The sequence below is a fragment of the Arthrobacter sp. H35-D1 genome, assembly GCF_030063185.1.
In the GTDB taxonomy this organism is placed as follows: domain Bacteria; phylum Actinomycetota; class Actinomycetes; order Actinomycetales; family Micrococcaceae; genus Specibacter.
Window position 1 is genome coordinate 117,765 of the sequence record NZ_JASISP010000003.1, and the last position, 21,626, is coordinate 139,390.

Consider the following 21,626-nt stretch of genomic DNA (forward strand, 5'->3'; position numbering starts at 1 on the left):
TCGCCTTGGTTTTGCGTGTCACCTCGGTTTGCCGGCTCGCCTTACTTGTGCGCGTCCACCAACGCTTCCCCGCCATCCGCGGCGAGCGGTGTTGCCGGAACTGTGGCGGCCGCTGCATGCTTGTCCCTGTAGCGGACCAGCCTGACGGCGTTGACAATGACCACCAGGACGCTGATCTCATGGACCAGCATGCCGGTCGCCATGAACACCTGGTGCGTGAGCACCCCCGCCAGCAGCAGCACCACAGTGCCCAGGGCAATAACGGTGTTTTGCAACATGTTCCGCACAGTGGCCTTCGCCAGCGAATACGCGTGCACCAGCTGGTCGAAACGGTTGCCCATCAAGATGACATCCGCCGTCTGGATGGATACGTCCGTGCCGGCGCCCATGGCCAGGCCCATGTCCGCGGTGGCAATGGCCGGGGCGTCGTTAATGCCGTCGCCCACCATGGCCACCTTGTGGCCCTCCGCCTTCAGCTCCGAGACGATGCGGACCTTGTCCTGCGGCAGCAGTTCCGCCTTCGCCACGTCGATGCCGAGCTCTGCGGCGACGAGCTGGGCTGTGTGCCGGTTGTCTCCGGTGAGCATGTAGAACGCTTTGATGCCGGAGGCGCGGAGCGCGGCAATCGCATCACGCGCCTCGGGGCGGATCTGGTCTGCGATGGACACCACCCCGGCCAGCACTTCGTCGATCACCACAAACACTGCCGTGTTGCCCAGGCGCTCGCGGTCCACCGCATGCGCATCGGCAGTGCCCGGCAAAGCAACGCCCATGGCGGCCAGCACCCGGCGTGAACCGACAGCCACCTGATGCTCGTCAACCGTGCCGCGGATGCCGCCGCCCTTGATGACCTCCACATGCGTCGGGTGGGCCGTGACGTCCATGCCGCGTTCGGCGGCCTGGTCAACAATGGTCCTGCCCAGCGGGTGTTCGGAAGCCAGCTCAAGGTGGGCTGCAAGCGCAAGGACGGTGTCGGCGTCGAACGTTCCCACGGGGTGGACTTCGGTGACTTCCGGCCGTCCCACGGTGAGGGTGCCGGTCTTGTCAAAGACGAGGGTGTCGATCTTGGACAGGCGTTCCAGCGCGTCCCCGCCCTTGACGAGCACGCCGTGGCGGGCGCCGTTGCCCAGCCCCGCCACCATGGAGACGGGGGTGGAAATGACGAGTGCGCCGGGGCAGGCGATGACGAGGAACGTCAGTGCAAACTCGATGTCGCGCGTGAAGACCAGCACGGCAACGGCCATCACCACAATGGCTGGCGTGTAGATCTGCGCGAACTTGTCCAGGAAGCGCTGCGCCTTCGTCTTGGTTTCCTGCGCCTCCTCCACCAGCTCAATGATCTGCGCGAACGTGGTGTCATCGCCCACCTGTTCGGCTGTGACGCCAATGAAACCGTTGTCCACGATGGTGCCGCTGTAGACCCGCTCTCCCACGGACTTGGACGCCGGGACGGGTTCACCGGTGATGGTGGCCTCGTTGATGTGCGCGCGGCCGGTGGCGATGACGCCGTCCACGGCGATCTTGCCGCCGGACTGGACCACCAAGTGGTCGCCCACCACGACGTCGTCCACGCCCACGGTGAGCGTCACGCCGTGGCGCACCACCTGCGCCTCCTGCGGCGCCATGTCCACCAGGTCACGCAGCGAACGTCGCGTCTTCTCCAGCGTGCGTGCCTCCAGCCAGGCACCGAAGATGAACAGGAAGGAGACCACGGCAGCTTCGACGTATTCGCCGATGAGCAGTGCACCGACGACGGCGATGGTCACCAGCAGGTCGATGCTGAACGCCTTCGCGCGCAGGGCTTGGAACGCCCGGATGGCGGTGGGGACGCCGGCGATGATGGCGCTGGCGAACAAGAGCACGTCCCGCGCCGGGAAGAAGTCCAGCAAGTGAAGTGCCAGCGCTGCGATCAACATGATGCCGGTCGCGGCGGCGATCCGGGCTTTCGTCCTGCCAGTCATGATGCTCCTTGGCTCCAACGGCGGTGCCCGTCCGGTGCGGCCGGGTTCTCAACTGTTGCCTTGAGCCTGCCAAGATATGGGGCCCGCCGCCTTGACCGGGGTCAAGAACGAACCAGTTGGAGCTGCAAGTGCTTAAAGTTGTTGGAGTGCCGGGGTGTCAAGAAGTTCAACTGTGCGCCGCGGTTGCATGCGAATCCAGCCGGCGGACTCAAACTGGGCGAACTTGCGGCTGAGCGTTTCCGGGGTCAGGCCCAAAAAAGAGGCCACGTCCTTCTTGGCGATGGGCAGGACCACGGTGGCGGTGCCTTGTTCTTCCGTGGAGTGCTCCGCGGCGGCCTCGTGCAGGACGGCGGTGCCCTGTTTCCCGGCAAGCTCCAGCAGGTACCCGGCGACCCTGTGCTCGGCGCCCTCTCCGGCGAAGATGCTGACTTGGCGTTCGGTGTTTTCCAGCCGGGTGCTGAGGGTTTCGAGCATTTTGTAGGTCACGGTGGGGAAGCGGAGCAGGTAGTCGCGCAGGTCGTCGTGGTGAAGGGTGCAGATGTCCGCCGCGTCAAGGGTGCTGGCGAAGTGGTCGGCGGGTGCGCCGCTGATGAAACTCGTGTCGCCCAGAAAATCACCTTCGCCGAGCACACGGATCAGCTGCTCATGCCCGGACTCGCTGATGCGGTACACCTTCACGTGCCCGCTGTGGATGATCATCAGGTGCGGGTTGCTTTCACCGGCCCCGTACAACTGCTCGTTGCGGCGGTGGTGGCGCAACTTCACGCGGCCGGAAATGTCCTTGAGTTCGACGTCGTCCAGCTGACTGAAAAGGGGAACACGCCCCACCAGGACTTCCAGTGGGGCGTGCCCGGGGTGGGATGCGTGCTGTTCCATGGCCCCAGTCAACCAGTTATGCGGCGACCTTGTGGGACAACACCGGGTAGCCCAGTGCCGAGATGGACTTGGCGATGGCATCCGCGGTGACCAGGGTGTCGTCGAAGGTCACCTTCACCTTGCTGGAGTTGAACATGACCTTTGTTTCGGCAACACCGTCCAGCTTGTCGACAACATTCTCGATCTTGGCGATGCACGACGGGCACGTGAACGGTTCGGTTTCAAATTTGGCGGTGCGCATGGTGTGCTGGCCCTTTCCCTGAGTCTGGATCCTTGCTGGTGTTACCAGTACACCGGGTTCCGCACGCCGCCGCCTTGACGTGGGTCAAGAACGCGAAACCTTCTCCGCCGGGAGGTTTTTCCACTGTCCCCAGCCGTAGACGGCAAGGCCGATCACGGCGATCAAAAGGAACATCCGCACCGATCCTCCCGCTGAGAGGACGGCGTCGGCAATGCTGACCAGCGCGGAAACGACAATCAGGAACCAGGCCCAACGGCCGCGGTGGGCCAGGCCCAGCAGACCTGCCGGCAGCAGCCCGATGAGCAAGCTCGAGATCAGGGGGGTGAGCACAATCCCCAACCCAGGTTGCAGGTGGCGGCCGTAGGTGGCGTAGAGGGAAAGCAGCGGGATCAAGGATGCCAAGGCAAAGACAGCTGCCACGACCAGCGGAGCCAACAACGCCGTCGGAGTGAAACGGTGCAAGGTGATGCCGCGGGTCATCGGGTCCGCAAGGGGAAACTTCCGAAAGGACAGCAGACCGTAAATGCCAAGGCCAATCCCCAACGCCAGCGGTATGGCGGCAGCCGCCGCATACAGGACAAGGGTCAGTGGCGTGGACATCCCCAGGGTGGGCGAGCCCAGCAGCGCGGCCGGCCCGGCCAGCAGGTAAGAGCCTGACACAAACCACCAGCCGAGTTCATGGCGCCGTGCCAAGAAGGCAAGGGCCACACACATCAGCAGGGTCCTCGCAAGGGACAGGGCCACAACGGTTGCCTCCAGGGCGCCGTCCACGCGACCAAACAATAGCTCGCTCATTCCATCCATGCTTTCAACTCTAGGTGGAAGTCTCAAACGGCAGCATTTTAGGGTGATCCGCGCCGCAATATGTCCCGCGCCGTGTCCGGCCGTGCTTGGATAAGGAGAGACGCACGAAAGGGAAGAAATTGACCATGGCCCGTGGAATTTATGTCAGTGCCACCACTCCTGGTTCAGGAAAAACGTTGGTGTCCTTGGGATTGGCGGACGCCCTTCACCGGCGAGCGGGCAGGATCGGGTTTTTTCGCCCCATCACCACCGCAGCGGACCCGGAGAACGATCCCACGGTAACCATGCTGCGCCGCATGTACCAGCTGGACCCCGAGGTCTGCCGCGCCGGGATGGCCAGCACCGAGGCCCGCGCTTTGCTGGCTGCAGGCCGGCGGGAGGAAATCGATGCCCTCGCCGTGGAGATCTTCAGCGAGATCGCCAAGAAGTGCGACGTTGTCATCGTTGAAGGCACCGAGCTGAGCGGCCAGAATGCGGCGGTCGAGTTCGACCTCAATGCCCGGCTGGCCAACAACCTCGGCTTGCCCATACTGGCGGTGGTGGGCGCCGGCGGCCTCGACGCCGCAGAGATTGCCGACGCCGTCGACGTTGCGCGCAAGGAACTCGCCGCCGAAAACTGCTCGTTGCTGGCCATGATGGTCAACCGGGCCGAGCCCTCGGAAATGGCGGCCATCACCGCTGCCATGCGCCCCGGCCGCAGCCACCGTCCGGTGTATGTGATCCCCGAAATTGCCGAGATTTCCCGCCCCACCGTGGGTGAGGTGGCTGCCGCGTTGGGCTTGCGCCAGATGGCGGGCAGCTCGGAGCTGGACCGCGACATCCACGCCATCAAGGTTGCCGCCATGACTGTGGGCAACTTCCTGAACCTCCTGGACGCCAATGACCTTGTCATTGTCCCCGGCGACCGCGCCGACGTCATGGTGGCTTCGCTGGCCTCGGCTTTCTCGCCGGAATTCCCCGTCCCCAGCGGCATGGTCTTGACTGGCGGCCTGCCGCCGGACCCGCACGTGCTGCCGTTCCTGGCGCACGCCCCCTTCCCCGTTTTCGCGGACGACGGCGACACCTACAGCGTTGCGCGTGCCGTCAGCGAAGTGCGCAGCGAGATACATTCGGGGCAACGGCGGAAGGTGGCCGCTGCCATGGGGGCCTGGGCGCGCAACGTGGACGAGGAAGAGCTGCTGGAACGGCTCACACTGCCCAGGGCCGCCACGATGACGCCGCTGCGTTTTCTGCACGAACTCATTGAACGGGCCCGCAGCGAACGCAAGCACATTGTCCTGCCCGAAGGCACCGACCGGCGGGTGCTTGCAGCCGCTGAAATCCTGCACCGCCGCGACGTGTGCGACTTGACGGTTCTCGGGACGGTGCAGTCCGTCGAGGAGGTGGCCGCAGCCCACGGTGTTGAGCTGAGCGGGATCAACATTGTGGATCCGGCCACCTCGCCGTTGCGTGAGGAATTCGCCGTGGAGTACCAGCGGCTGCGCGCACACAAGGGCATGGACCTGGCCCGGGCCCGGGAAATCATGGTGGACGGTTCCTACTTTGGCACCATGATGGTCCAGCTTGGCCATGTGGACGGCATGGTCTCCGGCGCCGCCCACACCACGGCCAACACGATTCGGCCGGCACTGGAATTCGTAAAAACCCGCCCGGGCGTGCGCATCGTGTCCTCGGTGTTTCTCATGCTGCTCGCCGACAGGGTGCTGGTCTACGGCGACTGCGCCGTGAACCCCTCCCCGAACGAGGAACAACTGGCCGACATTGCCATCGCCTCAGCCGAAACTGCCGCCCAGTTCGGAGTGGATCCGCGTATTGCGATGCTCTCCTACTCCACCGGCGGATCCGGTTCGGGGGCGGCCGTCGACGAGGTGCGCAAGGCCACCGAGCTGGCCCGGGCAGCGCGTCCGGACCTGGCCATCGAGGGGCCCATCCAGTACGACGCCGCCGCCGATGCCACCATCGCCGCCTCCAAGCTGCCGTCATCCACCGTTGCCGGACAGGCCACCGTGTTCATCTTCCCGGACCTGAACACCGGCAACAACACCTACAAGGCGGTGCAGCAGTCCTCGGGTGCCGTGGCCGTTGGCCCCGTGCTGCAGGGCCTGAACAAGCCCATCAACGACCTCTCCCGAGGCTGCACCGTGGAAGACATCGTCAACACGGTGGCCATCACGGCCATCCAGGCCCAAATCCCCAGCAGCTCCCCGGACTCGCAAGCCCACCCGGGGACCCCTGCCGCTGTGGGCTCTGTTGCGGCAACCACCGAAGTGAAGGACTCCTAATGCGCGTGCTGGTCATCAACTCAGGCTCCTCCTCGCTGAAATACCAGGTGCGCGACACCGACACCAACGAGGTGGCCGCCACCGGCCTGATTGAACGCATCGGCGAAGGCGGGCAGGGGCCTGCCAACCACGGCGAAGCCATGGACCAGGTCGCTGCCGCGCTGGAAGACGAGCTGACAGAACGTCCGCTGGACGCCGTCGGGCACCGGGTGGTGCACGGCGGGGAACGCTTTAGCGAACCGGTGCTTGTCAACAATGAGATCACCCGCGCCATTGAGCGGCTGAACCCGCTGGCGCCGCTGCACAATCCCGCCAACGTGCTGGGGATTCGCGCCATCACCGCCAAATGGCCGGACATGCCGCAGGTGGCAGTTTTTGACACCGCTTTCCACCGCACGCTGCCGGAACACGCCTGGCGCTACGCGGTCCCGGATTCGCTGTACCGCCAGTACGGAATCAGGCGCTACGGCTTCCACGGGACCTCGCACGAATTTGTGACGGGGCGTGCGGCCGAGCTGCTCCACGTTCCGTTGGAGGAGTTCAACGCCGTGGTGGCGCACCTGGGCAACGGGGTCTCGCTGACGGCCATCCAAGGCGGTGTCAGCATTGACACCTCCATGGGCTTCACGCCGCTGGAAGGCTTGGTGATGGGCACCCGCAGCGGCGACATCGACCCGTCGATCCTGATCTTCCTGCAGCGCCAAGGCATGTCCGCCGACGAAATCGACACGTTGCTCAACCGTGATTCCGGACTCAAGGCGCTCTTTGGCGACAACGACATGCGCGCCATTGTGGACGCCGCCGAGGCAGGGGACGACCGCGCGCAAAAAACGCTGGCCGTCTCCTCCTACCGGCTGGCCAAGTACATCGGCAGCTACCACGTGGCGGTGGGTGGTGCCCACGCACTGGTGTTCACTGCCGGCATTGGGGAGAATTCCGCCGCGTTCCGCCAGCTGGTGGTGGACCGGCTGGGTGCGCTCGGCATGGCGCTCGACGCCGAAGCGAACCTTGTCCGCTCGAAAGACCCGCGGGTCATCAGCACACCCGACTCGGCCATCCCCGTCCTGGTGGTGCCCACGGATGAGGAGCGGGCCATCGCGGAGGCGAGCGCCGCCGTCGTGCTGGCTGCGCGGGGCTGACTGGGGCCGTATGGTTTTGTGCGCGTCGGTAGCGGGAGAATGTAGGGTCTGTACATGGTTGAAATTCCTTACCCACTGACCACGAATCGGCTCGTGTTGCGGCCCTTCGCCACCGAGGACCTGGAGGCCTACTTCGCCTACCAGAGCCTGCCCGAAACGGCCCAGTACCTCTACGGCGAGGCGCGCAGTTATGCGGAGTGCATGGGGCGGATCGCGCAATACACGCAGGAGCGTTTTGCCGGTCCGGGCGATTGGGCCACGTTCGCGGTGGAACGCATCGGCGTTCCGGGGCTGGTGGGGGAGCTGGTCCTGAAATGGAACGACGGCGGCAAACCGGAAGGCGGTGGCGGCACCCCCGGGCGGGTGGGGGAGATCGGCTGGACGTTGGCGCCAGCGGCGCGCGGGCTGGGGTTCGCCACGGAGGCTGCCCGGGCCGTCCTGGAGCTGGCCTTCGATCAGCTGGGCTTCATCCGTGTGGAGGCCCGGCTCGACGCCAGAAACCGCGCCTCCGCGGCCATTTGTGAACGCCTCGGCATGCAGTTTGAGGGTGTGTTGCGGGAGAACATGTACCTCAAGGGCGAATGGACGTCCGAGGCCATCTACGCTGTGGTGCGCAACTAGCGGCCCAACGGTCCCGCGCAGTATCGAACGCACAGCAGATCGAATGTGCAGCAGTCGGCAATGTTTTTCGAGAACATTGCCGACTGCTCCCGTTTCGATTTCCGCGGCAACGCGACTTCGCGACACTGAACTGGGCATGGTCAATGGGGCGGAAGCGTCGTAGGGTTGTACGCAAGGAAACCGCCACCCGAAGCCGTGTGAACCATGCGAGAAATCCTCAGCCGTTTGGCACTTTGCGCAACAACCGCCGCCCTTGTCGCAGCCTTTGGGGTCGGTGCGGCGCCGGCAGCCCCGGCCGCCGTGCAGAAAGCAGCAGTCACGACGGTGGCACAACCGGCGGCCCCGTCGCCGTCGGCCCAGCTGGCCCGCATGACGATGGAGCAGAGGGTCGGGCAACTGTTCATGGTGGCCGCCGACGCCAATGGAGCCTCAGCCGCCACCCTCTCCGCCTTGTCCAACTATCACGTGGGCAACGCCTACCTTTCCGGACGCAGCACCGCCGGCACCGGCGCGACAGCCGCCGTCGTCCGGCGCCTGACGCAGCGAGTCTCGCCCGGCACCACGGGCAACGTGAAGCTGCTTGTGGGTACAGACCAGGAAGGCGGCTACGTCCAGGTTCTCAGCGGCCCGGGATTCTCCAAGATCCCCACAGGCCTGTCGCAGGGTTCGCAGGCGCCGGCGACCCTGCACGCCAACGCGCTGGCGTGGGGCAGGCAACTGGCGGTCGCAGGGGTGAACCTGAATCTAGCCCCGGTGCTGGACACCGTGCCCAGTGCCGCCTTCGCCCCGTCCAATGCCCCCATCGGCTATTACGAACGCGAATACGGCTACACGCCCCAGACTGTGACCAGCCACGGCCTTGCCTTTGCCTCCGGCATGACACAGGCCAACCTTGTCACGGCCGTCAAGCACTTCCCGGGGCTCGGACGGGTCACGGCGAACACCGACACCAGCCGCAACGTCCACGACACCGTCACCACCAGCAATGACGCCTATCTGCAGCCTTTCCAAGCGGCCGTCTCGGCGGGCACCGGCATCGTCATGGTCTCCAGTGCCTACTACGACAGGATCGACGCCTCCCACATCGGCCCGTTTTCCGCCACCATCATGCAGACCATGCTGCGCGGGAACCTGGGCTTCAACGGCGTCATCCTCTCCGACGACCTGTGCAACGCCCAGCAGCTGGCGCCCTGGACCCAGGCCACGCGGGCCACGAGCTTCTTCAGCGCAGGAGGGAGCATGCTCCTGTGCGCCAATCCGGCCAACATCCCGGCCATGTACAACGCAGTTCTCAGCCGGGCCCAGTCCAACTCCGGGTTCAGGGGCGTGGTCAACGCCGCAGCGTTGAAGGTGCTCCAGCTCAAGGCCGCCACGATCCCGGGTGCGTTCGGCCCCGGATCCGCGGGTTACGCGACGGACTTCAACGGCGACGGCACCTCCGACGTGATCGCCCGTGACGCGGTCGGGAACCTGTATCTGTACCCCGGCAGCGGCCGCGGCGGATGGCTCTCGCGAGTGCAGATCGGCTACGGCTGGAACATCTACGATCTCGTGTTCAGTCCCGGCGACTTCAATGGCGACGGCAGGGCAGACCTGTTGGCACGGGATGCCGCCGGGAACCTCTGGTTCTATGCCGGGACAGGGGACAGCGGCTTCCTGTCCCGGGTGCAGGTGGGTCACGGCTTCCAAGGGCTGAATATGATCGCCGGGGCCGGGGACTTCAATGGCGATGGGAATGCCGACGTGCTGGCGCGAAATGGTGGCGGGGATCTGTGGCTGTACCCGGGCAACGGGCGCGGCGGCTGGTTGCCGCCGTCGCAGATTGGCCACGGCTTCCAGAAGTTCAACACGATTTTCAGCCCCGGGGACTTCAACGGCGACGGTCACGCTGATGTGATGGCGCGCGATGGTGGCGGGGATCTGTGGCTGTACCCGGGCAACGGGCGCGGCGGTTGGTTGCGGGCTGTGCAGGTGGGCCACGGCTTCCAGAAGTTCAACACGATTTTCAGCCCCGGGGACTTCAACGGCGATGGTCACGCTGATGTGATGGCGCGCGATGGTGGCGGGAACCTGTGGATGTACCCTGGCAGGGGCGACGGGGGTTGGTTGCCACCGTCGCAGATCGGCCGCGGCTGGCAGGGCTTCACCATCATCTTCTAGGCTGCCGGCAACCAGCCATTTCCGGCCCGCTGCGCATCAAGGCCTTCGAAAGTGCAGTAGTCGGCAATGTTCGCGAAAAACATTGCCGACTACTGTACTTTCGATTTTCGCATCAGCGCAGTTGCGTGGCTCCGAGTGCGTCGGCCAGAAACGCGTAGTCCCAGGCCCGGGTCTTCCAGCCCTCATAGCGGCCGGATGCGCCGCCGTGGCCGCCGTCCATCTCGATCTTGAGCACAATTGGCTCCGAGCCAGTGGAGACCTCGCGGAGTTCCTGCACCCACTTGGCCGGCTCCACGTACAGCACGCGGGTGTCGTTGAAGCTGGTGACGGCGGCGATCTTCGGGTACGCCACGGCGCGCACGTTTTCATACGGAGTGTAGCTCTTCATGTACTTGTACACGTCCGGGTCGGTGATCGGGTTGCCCCATTCCTCCCATTCCAGCGCGGACAGCGGCAGCTCCGGGTCAAGGATAGTGGTCAAGGTATCCACGAATGGCACCTGCGCCAGAATGGCAGCATACTTTTCCGGCGCCAGGTTCGCCACGGCGCCCATCAGCAGCCCGCCAGCCGAGCCGCCCATGGCCGCGATGCGCGCAGGATCCACCCAGCCTGACGCAGCCAGCCAGTCCGTGGCCGCAATGAAGTCGGTGAACGTGTTTTTCTTGTTCAGCTTCTTCCCGTCGTCATACCAGTGCCGCCCCATCTCGCCGCCGCCGCGCACGTGCGCAATGACAAACACCACGCCGCGATCCAGTAGGGACAGCCGTGCCACGCCGAAGCCCGGGTCCATGCTGACCTCGTACGAGCCGTAGCCATACACCACGCCCGCGTTCGTTTCGTCGCGGGGCAGATCCGCCCGGCGCAGCACCGACAACGGAACCTGCGTGCCGTCGTCCGCCGTGGCCCACGCGCGTTCGGCCACGTAGTCGGACGGGTTGTAACCGCCCAAAACCGGCGTTTCCTTGCGCAACAGCAGCTCGGCTGCTGCCCCGGCAAGCGGCAGGACGTAGTCGTAGACACGCGGAGGCGTGAAGTCCGAGGAGTAGACCAGCCGGACCATCGGCGACTCGTATTCGCTTCCGCCCATCGCGGTCGTGTACAGCTCTTCGTCAAAGACAGGCTCGACGGCGGCGCTTTGGCCGGGCGTGCCCAAGCCTTCCAGCGCTGTCACCTGGATGCGCTCGATGGTGTCCTTGCGCAGCGAGACCACCATGTGCGTCGCCGTCACGGTGGCGCCGTTGATGCGCACCGAATCGTCGTGGGGCACCACGGTGGCCCAGTGCTGTTCGGCCACCGGCTTGCTGAATTCCGCTGCGTCAACCAGGGAAACCATCGAGTTGACGGCGTCGCGGTCGTGGCTGAGCAGGACCTTTTCGACTCCGTCCTGAAGGAAGGGTTCGGCGTCGTACAGGATCTCGGCGGTGCGGGGGATGAGCAGCTGCAGGCCCTTGCCGGGGGCGGCGAAGTCCAGCATCCGGGTTTCGCTGAACTCGGAACAGCCGATGCCGATCACCAAGTGCCGGCGGTCCGCGGAGAGCTCAAAACCCGTCCACATGGCGACGTCGTCCTCCTGGTACAGGACCTTGTCACTCTCCACGGGCGTGCCCAAAACGTGGGTTTTCACCTGGTGGGGACGCCAGGAATCGTCGGCCACCATGTAGAAGATCGTGCTGCCGTCGGGGGAGAACGCCAGCCCGTAGAACGCGTTTTCAATGGTGTCCGGCAGCAGCTCGCCCGTGCGCAGGTCCTTGATGCGGATGGTGAAAAGCTCGTCGCCGGCAAAGTCCGCGGCGTAGGCGTAGAGGTTTCCGTCGTCGGTGACGGCCGCTCCGCCCAATGAGAAGAAGGGCTGGCCCTCGGCTTCGGCGTTCCCGTCCAGCAGTATGACTTCGCCCGGGACATCCACGCCGGGCACAATGACAGGCGGCGTCCAATCCGCCAAGCCGCCAGTGTTCTGCGCCGCGACCCGGCACTGGATGCCGTACGACTGGCCCTCCACCATGCGCCCGTAGTACCACCAGTCGTCCTTGCGGGTGGGAACGGAAAGATCGGTTTCCTGCGTGCGGTTTTTGATCTCGGTGAAAATGTCGCCCCGCAACGATACCTGGCCGGCGGTGACAGCATCCGTGTAGGCCTGTTCGGCGTTCAAGTGCGCCAAAACTTCCTGGTTTTCCTTCTCCCGCAGCCACTCGTAGTTGTCCACAAACGTATCCCCGTGGTGCGTCCTGTGGGTGGGGACTTTTTTGGCAACCGGCGGAGTTGCGGAGGCCTCGGGGGTGCTGGGAATCGTGGCGGATTGGGTGGCAGCGGCGTCGGAAGTGCTCATGAACCCACTGTATAGAGGCGAGGCATGCCGTTGGTGGGTGTATGCCGACAGCGCAGCGCAGCCCTCCTTGGCACGCAGCGCTGCTGCATCCGTCCGGGCCCGGATTGCGCCGAGAACGGGGCCAGCCTGCGTCGTCGCCGCCGCGCTGCTCTGCCGCTGCGCCGAGAACGGGGCCGGCCTGCGAAACGACAGGGTTGAAACGCCGTCCTCGCGTGTTGGCCCCGTTCTGGCGGAAGGAGCGACGGAATGCCCCGTTCTCGCGGTGGACCGGCGGCCGGCTCCGGAAACGGTACTGTTGACCGGCCGCCCAACGCATGGAATATTTATAGAACGAACGGTCGGTAATCTGCCGGCCTGTCCCGTGCGGAGGGCCGTAGCCGCTCCGTTTGCCAGGTGGAGGGTGTGGCCATGTTCGGAAAGGCGCCGCAGGCGTACCTGGTGGGTGGCGTGCGAACGCCCGTGGGACGCTACGGCGGTGTGCTGTCCGCGATCCGCCCGGACGACCTTGCCGCACTGGTGGTCAAGGAACTCGTGGCAAGAACCGGCATTGACCCGGCCACGGTGGACGAAATTATGCTCGGCAATGCCAACGGAGCCGGCGAGGAAAACCGCAATGTTGCCCGCATGGCATGGTTGCTGGCAGGATTCCCGGACACCGTCCCCGGCATCACCGTCAACCGCCTGTGCGCCTCCGGCATGAGTGCCATCACCATGGCCTCCCACATGATCAAGGCCGGTGCCGCGGACCTCGTGGTGGCCGGCGGAGTCGAGTCCATGTCCCGCGCCCCGTGGGTCATGGCCAAGCCGGAGAAGGCCTTCGCCAAGCCGGGGGCCAGCTTCGACACCTCCATCGGCTGGCGCTTCACCAACCCCAACTTCCTCTCCGGGGAGCTCTCGCGCGACGGCAAGATGACGTTCTCCATGACAGAAACGGCCGAGGAGGTGGCCCGCCGATACAACACTTCGCGGGAGGACTGCGACGCGTTTTCGGTCCGGTCCCACGAACGTGCATTGGCCGCCATCGCCGCGGGCCGGCTCCGCGAGGAAATTGTCCCCGTGACGGTCCACGGCCGCAAGGGCGACACAGTGGTGGACACCGACGAAGGCCCGCGCCCCGGCACCACCATGGACGTGCTGGCAGGCCTGCGCGCCGTGGTGAAGGGAGGCGCCGTCGTCACGGCAGGCAATTCCTCCACCCTGAACGACGGCGCCTCCGCCATCCTCGTCGCCTCCGAAGCAGCCATCGAGAAGTACGGATTGACTCCGCGTGCCCGCATTATCGATGGCGCCGCCGCGGGCCTCGCCCCGGAAATCATGGGCATGGGCCCCGTCGCCGCGACAGCCAAGGTCCTCCACAGGCAAGGCAGAAGCGTGGGTGAACTGGCCGCCGTCGAACTTAACGAAGCGTTCGCCTCGCAGTCGCTGGCCTGCATGCGAGAGCTCGGCCTGGACCCCGGCACCGTCAACCTCGACGGCGGCGCCATCGCCTTGGGCCACCCGCTCGGCTCGTCCGGCTCGCGGATCGTCGTGACACTGCTGGGCCGCCTCGAGCGGGAATCGCCGGGCGCGTTGGGCCTGGCCACCATGTGCATCGGCGTGGGCCAGGGCGCCGCGCTGTTGCTGGAGAGCATGTGATGGACGACGCCGGACACCCCCTTGGGTCGGATTTCCTTGCCACGCTGGTGGTCACCGGCGCGGCGGACCGGGTGGTGGTGCAGCTGAATCGCCCGGAGCTGCGCAATGCTATCAATGCCCACATGGTTGCTGAGCTGCATTTTGTGTGTGAGCTGTTGGAAGCGGAACCGAAGGTGCTCATTCTCCATGGAACCTTCGGTGATGAGGCGGCCGGGACCACCGGTGTCTTTGCTTCGGGTGCCGACATCGCCGAACTGCGCGAGCGCCGCCGCGACGACGCACTCGCTGGCATCAACTCCGGCCTCTTCGATCGGATCGCCCGGCTGCCCATGCCCGTCATAGCCGCCCTGGACGGGTATGCGCTGGGTGGCGGAGCGGAATTGGCTTATGCCGCGGACTTCCGCATTGGCACGCGGGCGCTGCGCATGGGCCAGCCGGAAACGTCCCTGGGCATCATGGCGGCGGCCGGGGCCACCTGGCGACTGAAGGAATTGGTGGGGGAGCCCGTGGCCAAGACGATGCTGCTGGCCGGGAGGATCCTCACCGGCGACGGCGCCCTGGCCGTGGGGCTCATTACGGAGCTGCTGGAGCCTGCCGAGCTGTTGGACGCGGCTCATGCGCTCGCAGACAGGATTTGCGCACAGGACCCGCTGGCCGTGCAGGCCACCAAGCGGGTGTTCCACGCACCCCGCGAGGCCCATCCCGAGGTGGACAACCTCGCCCAAGCCGAACTGTTTGAATCCCCGGCCAAGTTTGAACGCATGCAGGCCTTCCTGGACAAGCGGCTGGACAAGAAGCAGGACAGGAAGCAGCCATGACCCCCGCCCAACCCGACGCTCCTGCACTTTCGGGGGTCTTTTTGCCATCCCTCCCGCAGTTTGTGGGCGTTTTGGGCGGCGGGCGCATGGGCACCGGGATCGCGCACGCGTTTTTGCTGGCCGGCTGCGATGTGCTGGTGGTGGAGCGCGACGGCGACGCAGCCGCCGGTGCACGCGAGCGGGTGGAATCCGCCGTGGCCAAGTCCGTGGAACGCGGGCTGATTGCCACCGCCAACGCGTACATGTCCCGGTTGGCAGTCTCCACCGACTACGCAGATTTTGCCGACAGGGAACTGGTGGTGGAGGCCGTCCCGGAAATTTGGGATCTCAAGGTTGCATCGCTTCAAGGCGTGGAAAAGCATCTCAACGCCATGGCATTCCTCGCTTCCAACACGTCGTCGCTGTCCATGTCCGGGCTGGCCGCCGAGCTGGCCCGCCCGCAGAACTTCATTGGCCTGCACTTCTTCAACCCCGTCCCGTCTTCGACGCTGATTGAAGTGGTCGTGGCCAAGCAAACCCTGCCTTCACTGGTGGCTGCGGCGCAAGGATGGGTGGAAGCGTTGGGCAAGACCGCCGTCGTGGTCAATGACTCTCCGGGCTTTGCCTCCTCGCGGCTGGGCGTGGCGCTGGCCTTGGAGTCCATGCGCATGCTGGAGGAAGGCGTGGCCAGCGCGGCCAACATCGATGCGGCCATGGTGCTCGGCTACCGCCACCACACCGGCCCGCTGCGAACCACCGACTTGGTGGGACTTGACGTCCGGCTGGAAATTGCCGAATATTTGGCGTCGATGCTGGGGGAGAGGTTTACTCCACCGCAGATTCTGCGCGACAAGGTGGACCGCGGCGAGCTGGGACGCAAGACCGGCAAGGGATTCTTCGACTGGGGCTGATGCGCCCGTGCAAGGGCCAACCCCCACCACCACAATCAACTCAACGGCACGGCACACGGAAAGGACGGTCTGGCGATGGCCACCGCAACGAAAGCAGAGTTTGTTCCCAGTTATGTGCAGGACGCATGGTGGACGCCTAATGCCGACGTTCGCGGCACGGACGCGCGGGACGCCAGCACCGGGGAGCTGCTGGCCCGGGTGTCCGTTGAAGGGCTGGACCTGGCCGCCGTGGTGGAGCACGGGCGCACAGTGGGCCGGAGCGAGCTGGGCAAACTAACCATCCACGAGCGTGCGTTGAAACTGCGCGAACTGGCCGGCTTCCTCAACGGCCGCCGCGAGGAGCTGTACGCAATCTCCGCGCAAACCGGCGCCACAAAAATCGACTCCATGGTGGACATCGACGGCGGCATCGGGGTGCTGTTCACACTGTCCTCCAAGGGTCGGCGCGAACTGCCCAACAGCAACGTCATTGTGGAAGGTCCGGTGGAGGTTCTCAGCAAGGACGGCTCGTTCATCGGCGAACACATTTACACCCCCATTGCCGGTGTGGATGTGCAGATCAACGCATTCAACTTCCCCGTCTGGGGCATGCTGGAAAAGTTTGCCCCGGCGTTTATTGCCGGGGTGCCCACCATCGTCAAGCCGGCCACGCCCAGCGGGTACCTCGCCACGGCCACGGTGCGCGTCATGATCGAATCCGGCATCCTGCCGCACGGGTCGCTGCAGCTGATGTCAGGCTCGGCCCGCACGCTGGTGGATCAGCTCGACTACCGGGACATGATCTCCTTCACCGGCTCCGCCAGCACCGCCAATCTTCTGCGTGAGCACCCAAACGTGGCCCACGGCGGTGTCCACTTGACCGCCGAAACCGACTCGCTCAACGCCGCGATCCTTGGCCCCGACGCAGTCCGCGGCACGCCGGAGTTCGACGCTTTCATCAAGTCGGTCGTGACGGAAATGACAGTCAAGGCGGGGCAAAAATGCACTGCCGTCCGCCGCGCCATCGTCCCCGAAGACCTGCGCGCCGACGTCATTGACGCCATCGGAATCCGACTCACCGAGCGGGTGGTGGTGGGCGATCCCCGAGCCGACGGCGTCACCATGGGCGCGCTCGCTTCTCTGGACCAGCTGGCTGACGTCCGGGCTGCCGTCGAATCCATGCTCGAGGCCGGCGGCGAGCTCGCCTGGGGAACCCTCGACGCGCCCAAGGCGAAGGGCATGCAGGAGGACGGGTCCGGCGTCGAACATGGCGCGTTCATGTCCCCGGTGCTGCTCGATTGGGCCGATTCCGCTGCCCCCGCAGTGCACACCATGGAGGCGTTTGGTCCGGTGTGCGGGGTGCTGGGATTTTCCACGCACGACGGCGGCGCCTCCGAGGCAGTCCGGCTCGCTGCGCTGGGGGCCGGGTCTCTGGTGGCGACCGTCTGTACGAACGACCCCGACTTTGCGCGTCAGGTGGTGACGGGAATCGCCTCCCACCACGGACGGGTGCTGGTGCTGAACCGGGAGGATGCGCGCACCTCGACAGGGCATGGATCGCCCGTGCCGCACCTGGTGCACGGTGGGCCGGGGCGGGCCGGCGGCGGGGAGGAGTTGGGCGGCATCCGCTCGGTCAAGCACCACATGCAGCGCACCGCCATCCAGGGCTCGCCGAACATGCTGACGGCAGTGACCGGCGTGTGGCATACGGGCGCGGACCGCGTGGTTGCCGGGGATCCGGAGTTTGGCGGGGTGGACGGGGCGGTGCATCCGTTCCGGAAATCCTTGGCCGAGCTGAGGATTGGTGATGCGTTTGCTTCGGGGCTGAGGCAGGTCACGCTGGAGGACATCAGCGCGTTCGCGCAGACTACGGGCGATACCTTTTACGCGCATACGGACGCCGCAGCTGCGGAAAAGAACCCCTTTTTCCCGGGCATCGTGGCGCATGGGTACCTGCTGGTGTCGTGGGCGGCGGGGCTGTTTGTGGAACCGGCACCGGGGCCGGTGCTGGCCAACTACGGGCTGGAAAGTCTCCGCTTCCTCACACCCGTTGCGGCAGGTGATTCAATCCGTGTGACGTTGACCGCCAAGCAGATCACCCCGCGGACCACCGACGACTACGGCGAGGTCTGCTGGGACACGGTGCTGCACAACCAGAATGGCGACATTGTGGCCACCTACGACGTCCTGACCCTGGTGGAGAAGGAGGAAACGCTCTACAAGTGACCCGCACCCCCGTTTGCCACGCAGCCGCCACATCGAAGGCGCCCCAAAGTCCACGCCCGCAAATCGAGACGGGAGCAGTCGGCAATGTTTTGCAGAAACATTGCCGACTGCTCCCGTCTCGATTCAGAGCTCGACGATGTCCACCAGATTGCCGTAAAAACACACGTACCCGGCAATTTCGGTGGCGAGTGGCAGCGGTGTCTGGTAGCTCCAGGCGACGTCTCCCTCCGGGCCGCCCGCAAGACGCCAATAGCTGGCCGAGCCCTTGTAGGGGCACAGCGTCACGGAATCGGTGGGGACGAGCGCCTCCCAATTCACATCTGTCGACGGCAGATAGATCTGCTCTGCCATGCCGGTTTCAAACACCATCAGCGGTGTGGTGGATTCCGCCAGCACTTCTCCCTCCACGGTGACGCGGACGTGCCGGGAGCTGTGGCGGATGTCTACGCGGTGGAACGGGTCACGGGGGTGGGACTGGACGGCGTCGTCCTCCTCCAACCAGTCAAACGCGACAGGATCAAAGGCCACATATCCCTCCAGATCCGGATCATCAAGCCGAAAGGCGGCGCCGGCGGCAGTCTGCCCGCCGGCGGAAACATCCAGTGCAGTCCCGGGCGTGCTGTGCCGGCTGAAGGGAATTCCGGGGTGCAGCGCATGTGTTCCGGGCGGGGCGGCCTCCGGGGGCGACGCCGGGCTCAGGACACCGACGACGCCGTCCGCCGGCACCGCATAACAGGGCACCATGCGCCGGGGCTCCCACATGATGACAGCCCGCCGGGAATCGAGCACCGGCACCCCGCCGAGCAGCGCGCGGATGTGCTTGGTGGTTGGTTCGTAGCGAAGCTCGCCGGAAAGTGCTTTCAAGGAAGCTGAAATCTTGGTGGCCATGCTTACAGCGTGCGCCCGTGCGGCCAGCTTTGTCGAGGGCCCGGGTGGCCGGCCCGGCCGCCAGAGTGCCAATCCCAGAGCGCCAATCCCAGCGGCGCAGGCCTTCGAAGAGCATGGCCAGCACGTCGGTGGCAAGCTTCCGGGCGGACAAATCGCCGCCGGGCTCAGGACACACGAAGTCGTCTGCCGGGACCGCGTGGCACGGTACCACCCGCCCTGGTTCCCTACTTATACAACGACGGCTCCGCGGGAATCCAGCACCACATGGCCACTGAGCAGCTCCCTGAGGTGCGTGGTGCTTGGTGGTTGGTGGTTGGTTCAAAACGGAGTTCATGGCTGAGCTGTTGGAGCTGATCTGAAATTTTCGTGGCCGTGCCTTCAGCGTGCACCCGGCCCGTCTGCCCGTCAGTGCTTTTCTGAGTTCCGGTCGTGGTGGTATATGTTGCGGCGTTCCCTGCCGGTGGTGTCCTCGGAATAGGGTGGCTTGAACCAGGCGATGCCGCCTTCCCGCCGGACGCTCCAGCCCTTGTCATGAAGGTAGTGGTGGTGCAGGCTGCAGCACAGGACGCCGTTGTCCACGCTGGTGGTGCCCCCGTCCTGCCACGGGACAATGTGGTGGGCTTCCGTCCACTGTGCCGGTGCCATGCAGTCCGGGAATGTGCAGCCCATGTCCCGGGCCACGAGAACCTTGCGCTGGGCGAAGGTGAAAAGCCGTTGCGTGCGGCCGATATCCAGGATTTCACCATTGGAGCCGACCAGCATCTCGGTGACACCGGCGCTGCACATCTTCTCGGCAAACAATGACAATGGCACCTGGCCGCTGTAGGGGGAATCCACGGTGCCAGCATTGGACCGGCGGTCCGGGTCTTCCTGTGTGAGGGAGAGATACAACTGCGTCTTCAGTCCGCCGTTGATGGGCAGCTTGTCTGTTCCGGCGGCCAGCGTGAGGCAGTGGAGCATGCCGTCCAACAGCATTTGTGCCCGGGTGCGTTTGTCCCTGATGGCCGTATCCGTGCTGTTGGGAGCGATGGGGCTCAGCCCCGGGAGGTTCTCTTCCGATCCGGGTGCCGGCACCCAGACGCCGTTGACCAGGTGGGGCCAGGGCTGCGGGTTCGCTTCCTGCAGGTTTTCGCCGTCCGAAACATCTTCCTCAGGTGGGGCCTGTCCGGACCACCATCTGGCTTCTGGCACTTCCTGTGTCCCGGAACAGCAGTCATCATTGGGTGTCTGTGCGCCCCTGTACGGATCGGTGCCATCGCATGGCTCCGCATCGCAGCACGGCTCCGCGGCGATGAATGGTCCGGTGCTTCCGTACAGCCCGCCATCAGGAGCCGGATCCCAGCCATTTGCGTCTTTTGCAAGGTCAGGGAACCAGAACCATGACTCTCCTTCATAAGCTGGCGGAATTGCATTGGGTGGAGCGTTGGGAGGTCGCGGCGGAACTTTGCCCGGCGCCAACGGTCGCCTCCAGCCCTGGGCGGCTGCAGAGGTTCCACGCTGTGGAGATCTCGGAGCCGGATCCCGGGCGGGGTTCGTGTCCGAACGCGAAGAGCTCCGATCCCGGGACGGCGGTGAGGAAGCTGGTGGTGGCTGCGGGGGCGAAGCGATGCCAAGGCCGGATGCCGGATTGCCCAGCAACCGAGCCAGTTGGTCAGGTGACAGGAGCAACTGCGAGTCCTTCGGCTGGGCGCATGCCGGCTTCGCACCATCTCGCTGCACAGTGGCTCCTTGCTGTGAGTCGCAGGACTCTTCCTGGGCGGAATCCTGCGCACTGCTGCTCTGCCGCTTGGGATTTGTGGCCCAGTCGATGCAAGCCATGGTTTGTTCGTACTGGCTGATGGTCATGTAGCCGTCGATCTTGACCTATCCGCGGTAGGGGCGGCGGAAGGAGATGTCTTGTTTGGCCAGCCGCTGGGATTCGGAGGGTTTTTGCCCGTCCGGATCGAGCAGGGCCAGCGCCCGAATGCCCAAGTGCCGCAGGAAATATGGTGGCTCAACCTCGGCATGTTCAGTGAGCGTGGCCTCCAGGGACCGGGCCTGTCCGGCCTCGATTGTTCCTGACTTCTCCAGCCGGGCCGCTTGGTCAACGAAACCGGAAACTATCAACGCCTGTTCGGTTGAGATCAGGCCCGAAAAGAGCGCGGATCCAAGCACGGGCTGGCTGGGGTCGGTTGTCACCAGCGTCAACGGGTCCGTGGACGGCAGGAACCGGTCCGCCAGCCGGAGCCGGTTGTTGGCCTCGGCCCGGCTGATGTTCAGCGAAGAACTTACGAAGTCAACGGGTTTTTGATGCCCTGCCCCCTGATACCGTCCGGCAGAAACACGTTCGGCAAGGTCTCCTGCCGAGTCAACCGTCAGCCCCTGAAGGAAGTGGTTCAAATGCTCCAGGGTCTGCGCCCAGGCGGCGGCTTCATGGTCACTGAGCGATGCCAAGTCAAGGCCTATGGCCGTGGACAGCAAAGCGCGGGTATCGGTGACTCCCTCGGAAGTGCCCAGACAGCCGTCAGCGGAGGGACCCGGTGTGGCCGAGGCGGCCCTGACGAGTGATTCGGCAAGGGCCACCAGCCGGTGGAGGTGTTCACCAGCTGCCCTGCGACCCTGTGTGGAACCGGGATGCCCCGGCCCCTTTGCCGTCGTTTCCATACATCAAACATTACGCGGAGGGTCAGACATTATAAGGTGAAAAATCGAAAATGAGGATAACTCTAGTAAGTGCTCGAACTGTGGAGGAATCATTCGGTAAAAATAGCTTCTCGTCGGCCGGAAATTGCGGTCATTAG

Annotated in this window: 16 protein-coding genes; 8 read left to right on the forward strand and 8 right to left on the reverse strand. The window is 65.1% G+C overall.

The genetic code is table 11. The annotated features are described in order from the left end of the window. Positions 1 to 41: 41 nt before the first annotated feature. The 4 genes from QMG25_RS05705 to QMG25_RS05720 form a co-directional block, all read right to left on the reverse strand. Positions 42 to 1,961: a heavy metal translocating P-type ATPase gene (locus QMG25_RS05705; RefSeq protein WP_283458130.1), complete on the reverse strand. Its 1,920-nt coding sequence runs from the start codon at positions 1,959 to 1,961 to the stop codon at positions 42 to 44. 132 nt (positions 1,962 to 2,093) lie between these two features. Continuing rightward, positions 2,094 to 2,837, reverse strand: a complete 744-nt coding sequence (locus QMG25_RS05710; protein WP_283458132.1) for a Crp/Fnr family transcriptional regulator — start codon at positions 2,835 to 2,837, stop codon at positions 2,094 to 2,096. Positions 2,838 to 2,853: 16 nt separating this feature from the next. Next, complete coding sequence (locus QMG25_RS05715; protein WP_283458134.1) at positions 2,854 to 3,078, reverse strand: heavy-metal-associated domain-containing protein; 225 nt, start codon at positions 3,076 to 3,078, stop codon at positions 2,854 to 2,856. Positions 3,079 to 3,162: 84 nt separating this feature from the next. After that, positions 3,163 to 3,873: a hypothetical protein gene (locus QMG25_RS05720; RefSeq protein ID WP_283458136.1), complete on the reverse strand. Its 711-nt coding sequence runs from the start codon at positions 3,871 to 3,873 to the stop codon at positions 3,163 to 3,165. 134 nt (positions 3,874 to 4,007) lie between these two features. Between QMG25_RS05720 and pta the strand changes: the two genes are divergently transcribed. The 4 genes from pta (at position 4,008) to QMG25_RS05740 (ending at position 10,084) form a co-directional block, all read left to right on the forward strand. Beyond that, positions 4,008 to 6,164 (forward strand): phosphate acetyltransferase, encoded by a 2,157-nt coding sequence (pta, locus tag QMG25_RS05725; RefSeq protein ID WP_283458138.1) that lies wholly within the window; start codon positions 4,008 to 4,010, stop codon positions 6,162 to 6,164. Continuing rightward, entirely contained in the window at positions 6,164 to 7,303 is a 1,140-nt protein-coding gene (locus QMG25_RS05730; protein ID WP_283458140.1) for an acetate/propionate family kinase, read from the forward strand. The genes pta and QMG25_RS05730 overlap by 1 nt, the downstream gene beginning before the upstream one ends. Positions 7,304 to 7,357: 54 nt before the next feature. Beyond that, a complete protein-coding gene (locus QMG25_RS05735; protein ID WP_283458144.1) occupies positions 7,358 to 7,924 on the forward strand; it encodes a GNAT family N-acetyltransferase in 567 nt (188 codons plus the stop codon). 204 nt (positions 7,925 to 8,128) lie between these two features. After that, entirely contained in the window at positions 8,129 to 10,084 is a 1,956-nt protein-coding gene (locus QMG25_RS05740) for a glycoside hydrolase family 3 N-terminal domain-containing protein (RefSeq protein WP_283458146.1), read from the forward strand. Positions 10,085 to 10,196: 112 nt separating this feature from the next. Here QMG25_RS05740 and QMG25_RS05745 read toward each other — a convergent pair whose 3' ends face one another. After that, on the reverse strand, positions 10,197 to 12,410 hold the full coding sequence (locus QMG25_RS05745) for a S9 family peptidase (RefSeq protein WP_283458148.1): 2,214 nt from the start codon (positions 12,408 to 12,410) through the stop codon (positions 10,197 to 10,199). Positions 12,411 to 12,818: 408 nt separating this feature from the next. Here QMG25_RS05745 and QMG25_RS05750 point away from each other — a divergent pair, with 408 nt between their 5' ends. The 4 genes from QMG25_RS05750 to paaZ all read left to right on the forward strand — a co-directional run bounded on the left by QMG25_RS05750 (position 12,819) and on the right by paaZ (position 17,958). Continuing rightward, positions 12,819 to 14,045, forward strand: coding sequence for a thiolase family protein (locus QMG25_RS05750; protein ID WP_283458150.1), 1,227 nt, complete (start codon positions 12,819 to 12,821; stop codon positions 14,043 to 14,045). Further along, entirely contained in the window at positions 14,045 to 14,863 is an 819-nt protein-coding gene (locus QMG25_RS05755) for an enoyl-CoA hydratase/isomerase family protein (RefSeq protein ID WP_283458152.1), read from the forward strand. The genes QMG25_RS05750 and QMG25_RS05755 overlap by 1 nt, the downstream gene beginning before the upstream one ends. Next, the gene (locus QMG25_RS05760) at positions 14,860 to 15,753 is read left to right on the forward strand and encodes a 3-hydroxyacyl-CoA dehydrogenase family protein (RefSeq protein WP_283458155.1); all 894 of its coding nucleotides are present in this window, start codon (positions 14,860 to 14,862) and stop codon (positions 15,751 to 15,753) included. Before QMG25_RS05755 ends, QMG25_RS05760 begins: the two co-directional genes overlap by 4 nt. Positions 15,754 to 15,828: 75 nt before the next feature. Continuing rightward, on the forward strand, positions 15,829 to 17,958 hold the full coding sequence (gene paaZ / locus QMG25_RS05765) for a phenylacetic acid degradation bifunctional protein PaaZ (protein ID WP_283458157.1): 2,130 nt from the start codon (positions 15,829 to 15,831) through the stop codon (positions 17,956 to 17,958). A gap of 123 nt (positions 17,959 to 18,081) precedes the next feature. On the opposite strand, the gene QMG25_RS05770 is transcribed toward paaZ, so the two are convergent. From QMG25_RS05770 to QMG25_RS05780, 3 genes are all read right to left on the reverse strand, one after another. Continuing rightward, the gene (locus QMG25_RS05770; RefSeq protein WP_283458159.1) at positions 18,082 to 18,846 is read right to left on the reverse strand and encodes a DUF427 domain-containing protein; all 765 of its coding nucleotides are present in this window, start codon (positions 18,844 to 18,846) and stop codon (positions 18,082 to 18,084) included. Between the two features lie 405 nt (positions 18,847 to 19,251). Continuing rightward, the gene (locus QMG25_RS05775; protein WP_283458160.1) at positions 19,252 to 20,037 is read right to left on the reverse strand and encodes an HNH endonuclease signature motif containing protein; all 786 of its coding nucleotides are present in this window, start codon (positions 20,035 to 20,037) and stop codon (positions 19,252 to 19,254) included. A gap of 672 nt (positions 20,038 to 20,709) precedes the next feature. After that, entirely contained in the window at positions 20,710 to 21,489 is a 780-nt protein-coding gene (locus QMG25_RS05780; protein ID WP_283458163.1) for a DUF222 domain-containing protein, read from the reverse strand. Positions 21,490 to 21,626 lie beyond the last annotated feature (137 nt).